4 protein-coding genes are annotated in these 4,790 nt (G+C 71.9%); 1 reads left to right on the forward strand and 3 read right to left on the reverse strand.

The annotated features are described in order from the left end of the window. Nucleotides 1-92: 92 nt before the first annotated feature. From ispG to dxr, 3 genes are all read right to left on the reverse strand, one after another. Complete coding sequence (ispG, locus tag ACFU7Z_RS36395) at nt 93-1,253, reverse strand: flavodoxin-dependent (E)-4-hydroxy-3-methylbut-2-enyl-diphosphate synthase (RefSeq protein ID WP_049651296.1); 1,161 nt, start codon at nt 1,251-1,253, stop codon at nt 93-95. 143 nt (nt 1,254-1,396) lie between these two features. Further along, the gene (locus tag ACFU7Z_RS36400) at nt 1,397-2,701 is read right to left on the reverse strand and encodes an RIP metalloprotease (RefSeq protein ID WP_049651297.1); all 1,305 of its coding nucleotides are present in this window, start codon (nt 2,699-2,701) and stop codon (nt 1,397-1,399) included. A 69-nt stretch (nt 2,702-2,770) separates the two neighbouring features. Next, on the reverse strand, nt 2,771-4,012 hold the full coding sequence (gene dxr, locus ACFU7Z_RS36405) for a 1-deoxy-D-xylulose-5-phosphate reductoisomerase (protein WP_049651298.1): 1,242 nt from the start codon (nt 4,010-4,012) through the stop codon (nt 2,771-2,773). Between the two features lie 68 nt (nt 4,013-4,080). Between dxr and ACFU7Z_RS36410 the strand changes: the two genes are divergently transcribed. Beyond that, the gene (locus ACFU7Z_RS36410; RefSeq protein ID WP_380782327.1) at nt 4,081-4,749 is read left to right on the forward strand and encodes an NAD(P)H-binding protein; all 669 of its coding nucleotides are present in this window, start codon (nt 4,081-4,083) and stop codon (nt 4,747-4,749) included. Nucleotides 4,750-4,790 lie beyond the last annotated feature (41 nt).

The raw sequence follows: 4,790 nt of genomic DNA on the forward strand, positions 1-4,790 counted from the left end.
CCGGAAAACACCGCGCGGACGCTCCCGCACGGTCAGGACAACCTACGGCTGTCGGAAACACGCTGCGCGGGGGCCGCTCCCCCCGCGGCCCTTCACTCCCCGGCGACCACGGTCGGCGCCCCCGCCTCGACACCCGCCGCCTGCATCTGCTCGGCGAGCTTGAGGGCCTCCTCGATCAGGGTCTCGACGATCTTCGACTCCGGAACGGTCTTGATGACCTCGCCCTTGACGAAGATCTGGCCCTTGCCGTTGCCGGAGGCGACCCCGAGGTCGGCCTCCCGGGCCTCGCCCGGGCCGTTCACGACGCAGCCCATGACGGCCACCCGCAGCGGCACCTCCATGCCCTCCAGCCCGGCGGTGACCTCCTCCGCGAGCTTGTAGACGTCCACCTGGGCGCGCCCGCAGGAGGGGCAGGAGACGATCTCCAGGCCGCGCTCGCGCAGCCCGAGCGACTCCAGGATCTGGTTGCCGACCTTGATCTCCTCGGCCGGCGGGGCGGAGAGCGAGACCCGGATGGTGTCGCCGATGCCCTCGGCCAGCAGCGCGCCGAAGGCGACCGCCGACTTGATGGTGCCCTGGAAGGCCGGCCCGGCCTCGGTCACGCCGAGGTGCAGCGGGTAGTCGCACGCGGCGGCGAGCTGGCGGTAGGCGTTGATCATCACGACCGGGTCGTTGTGCTTGACCGAGATCTTGATGTCGCGGAAGTCGTGCTCCTCGAACAGCGAGCACTCCCACAGCGCCGACTCGACCAGCGCCTCCGGGGTGGCCCGGCCGTACTTCTCCAGCAGGCGCTTGTCCAGCGAGCCGGCGTTGACGCCGATCCGGATCGGCACGCCCGCGTCCTTGGCGGCCTTGGCGATCTCGCCGACCTTGTCGTCGAACTGCTTGATGTTGCCCGGGTTCACGCGCACCGCGGCGCAGCCGGCGTCGATCGCGGCGAAGACGTACTTGGGCTGGAAGTGGATGTCCGCGATGACCGGGATCTGCGACTTCTTGGCGATGATCGGCAGCGCGTCGGCGTCGTCCTGCGTGGGGACGGCGACCCGGACGATCTGGCAGCCGGACGCGGTGAGCTGGGCGATCTGCTGCAGCGTGGCGTTGATGTCGGAGGTGACCGTGGTGGTCATCGACTGCACCGAGACCGGGGCGTCGCCGCCGACCGGCACGTTGCCGACCATGATCTGCCGGGAGTAGCGGCGCTTGGCCAGCGGCTTGAGCGGCAGGGACGGAATACCGAGCGAGATCGCGGTCATGTGCGCAGGGTTCCCCGGGGTTGAGGTGTGGTCGACCGCCCGGCCGTGACACGGCCGAGGCCGGGCGCGCTGACGATCGCGCACCCGGCCTCCACGGTACGGCACCGCAACGGCGCCCAGCACACCCGTGGTACCCGAACGCCCTAACTGATCTTCACCGGGTTCACCAGGTCGGCGACCATCACCAGGAGCGTGAAGCCGATGAAGATGCTGGCCACCACGTACGCCACCGGCATCAGCCTGGCGACGTCGAACGGGCCCGGGTCGGGCCGCCTGAACAGCTGTGCGAAGCGGCGCCGGACCGCCTCCCAGGCCGCGCCGGCGATGTGCCCGCCGTCCAGCGGGAGCAGCGGCAGCATGTTGAAGAGGAAGAGCGACAGGTTGATGCCGGCCAGCAGGTTCACGAAGAACGCGATCCGCTGGGTGGCGGGCAGGTCGAGCGAGAAGACCTCGCCGCTGACCCGGGCCGCGCCGACCATGCCGACCGGGGAGTCCGGGTCGCGCGGGGCGTCGCCGACGACGGCGTTCCAGAGCCCGGGGATCTTGCCCGGCAGGGCGGCCAGCGACTTCACCCCGTTCTCGGCCATGTCGTACATCCGGTCCACCGACTGCCCGAAGCCGAGCTGGACGGTTTCGCTCTTCGGGGTGAACCCGAGGAACCCGGCCTGCACGGTCTGGCCCTTCAGCGGCACGCCCTTGCCGTCGTACTTCTGCACGTCGTTGACGGCGATGGTGGGCGTGAAGGTGAGCCGCTCGCCACCGCGCTCCACGACGATCGCCACCTGCTTGCCGGCCGACTTCCGGATGTCCGCCTGGAGCTGGTCGTAGTCGCGGATCCGGTCGCCGTCGAAGGAGAGCACCTTGTCGCCCTGGCGCAGCCCCACCTCGTTGGCCGGGGTCTTGGGCGCGTCGGCGGGGCAGGTGTCGGTGGGCTGGCCGGCCTTGACCACGCACTGGGCGACCGAGCCGATGGTCGGCACCGTCATCGAGACGCCGAAGCCCATCATGACGGTCAGGAAGAGCCCAAACGCCAGGACCAGGTTCATGAACGGCCCGGCGAACATCACGATCATGCGCTTCCACGGCTTGCGGGTGTAGAAGAGCCGGCTCTCGTCACCCTCCTGGAGCTCCTCGTAGGAGGCCTCGCGGGCGTCCTCGATCATGGTGCGCCAGGGCGAACTGCTGCGCTTGGTGATCCGGCCGTCCTCGCCCGGCGGGAACATCCCGATCATCCGGATGTACCCGCCGAACGGGATCGCCTTGATGCCGTACTCGGTCTCGCCCTTCCGGCGCGACCAGAGGGTCGGGCCGAAGCCGACCATGTACTGGGGCACCCGGATGCCGAACAGCTTGGCCGTGGAGAGGTGGCCGAGTTCGTGCCAGGCGATCGAGACGAGCAGCCCGATGACGAAGACCAGGATGCCGACCACCGTCAAAACCGTTGCCACCGCTGGTCCTCCGTCATGCCGCTCCGCTCATCGTCTCGTCCTACCGCAATCGGGGTCGTCGGTCGACCGTCAGCCGGCCGCCAGCTCGCGGGCCCGGGCGCGCGCCCAGTCCTCCGCGTGCAGGACGTCCTCGACCGTCAGGGAAGTTCCCGCCGCCGGAGCGCCGTCCCGCTGACCGTGCTCGGCCACGACCTTGGCAACAGTGTCCACGATTCCGGTGAAAGCGAGGCGGCCCTTCAGGAACGCCTCCACACACTCCTCGTTGGCCGCGTTGAACACCGCCGGGTTGGTACCGCCCAGGGTGCCCACCTCACGGGCCAGCTCGACCGCCGGGAAGGCCTCGTCGTCCAGCGGGAAGAACTCCCAGGTGGCGGCCCTGGTCCAGTCACAGGCGGGGGCCGCGTCCGGCACCCGGTCCGGCCAGCCCAGGCCCAGCGCGATCGGCATCCGCATGTCCGGCGGGCTGGCCTGCGCCAGGGTCGAACCGTCGGTGAACTCCACCATCGAATGCACCACCGACTGCGGGTGGACCACGACCTCGATCCGGTCGAACGGCACGTCGTACAGCAGGTGCGCCTCGATCACCTCCAGGCCCTTGTTCACCAGGGTGGCCGAGTTGATCGTGACGACCGGGCCCATCGCCCAGGTCGGGTGCGCCAGCGCGTCCTGCGGGGTCACCCCGGCCAGCTGCTCACGGGTGCGGTTGCGGAACGGGCCGCCGCTCGCGGTGACCACCAGCTTGCGCACCTCGGCCCGGGTCCCGCCGGCCAGCGCCTGGAACAGCGCCGCGTGCTCGGAGTCCACCGGCACGATCTGGCCCGGCTTCGCCACCGCCTTCACCAGCGGACCGCCGACGATCAGCGACTCCTTGTTGGCCAGCACCAGCACCCGGCCCGCCTTCAGCGCGGCCAGCGTCGGCCGCAGGCCGATCGACCCCGTGATGCCGTTCAGCACCGAGTGGCACTCCAGGGCGGCCAGCTCGGTCGCCGCGTCCGGGCCCGCCAGCACGGTCGGCAGCGCACCGCCCGCCGCCTTCGCGGCCAGCGCCTCGCGCAGCGCCGGGACGGCCGCCGGATCGGCCACCGCCACGGTGTGCACGCCCAGCCGCACCGCCTGCTCGGCGAGCAGCTCCACCCGACCGCCCGCCGCCGACAGGGCGACCACCCGGAAACGGTCCGGGTTGCGGAGCACCACGTCGATGGCCTGGGTGCCGATCGACCCGGTGGAACCCAGGATCACCAGCTCCCGGGGGCCGGAGGGGTCCGCCACGGTGGGCGTGAAACGCAGCTGCGGGTGGGCGAGCGAAGTCATGCGCCCATTGTGTCCTGTTCGCGGCACTCCCCAGGACGACTTCCGACCCTTCGGACTACCGTCGGACCATGCGTACCGTCATCGCCGGGGGCCACGGACAGATCGCGCTCCACCTGGAACGGCTGCTCGCCGCCCGCGGCGAACGCCCCGCCGGGATCATCCGCCGCCCCGAACAGGCCCAGGACCTCGTCGACGCCGGCGCCGAGCCGCTGCTGCTCGACCTGGAGGCCGCCACCGCCACCCGGCTCGCCGCACTGCTCACCGGCGCCGACGCGGTGGTCTTCGCCGCCGGCGCCGGACCGGGCAGCGGCGCCGCCCGCAAGAACACCGTCGACCGGGACGCCGCCGTGCTGCTCGCCGACGCCGCCGAACTCGCCGGGGTCCGCCGGTACCTGATGGTCTCGGCGATGGCCGCCGACGCCGAGGCCCATTTCCCCGCCGACGAGGTCTTCGAGACCTACCTGCGGGCCAAGGGCGCCGCCGACGACGCCGTCCGGGCCCGCACCGCGCTGGACTGGACGGTGCTGCGCCCCGGACGGCTCACCGACGGCCCCGGCACCGGCCTGGTCCGGCTCGCCCCCTCCGTCGACCGCGGCGCGGTGGACCGGGCCGACGTCGCCGCCGTCCTGGCCGCCCTGCTGCGCGAACCGGGCACCGCCGGGCTGACCCTGGAGCTGGTCGCCGGGAACGCCACCGTCGAGGAGGCGGTCGCGGCGGCCGCCGGACACGACGGCTGAGCCCGCGCCGGGGCGCGAACGCGAAGAGGGCCCGGTTCCTG

The sequence above is a fragment of the Kitasatospora sp. NPDC057518 genome (assembly GCF_042802075.1).
In the GTDB taxonomy this organism is placed as follows: domain Bacteria; phylum Actinomycetota; class Actinomycetes; order Streptomycetales; family Streptomycetaceae; genus Kitasatospora.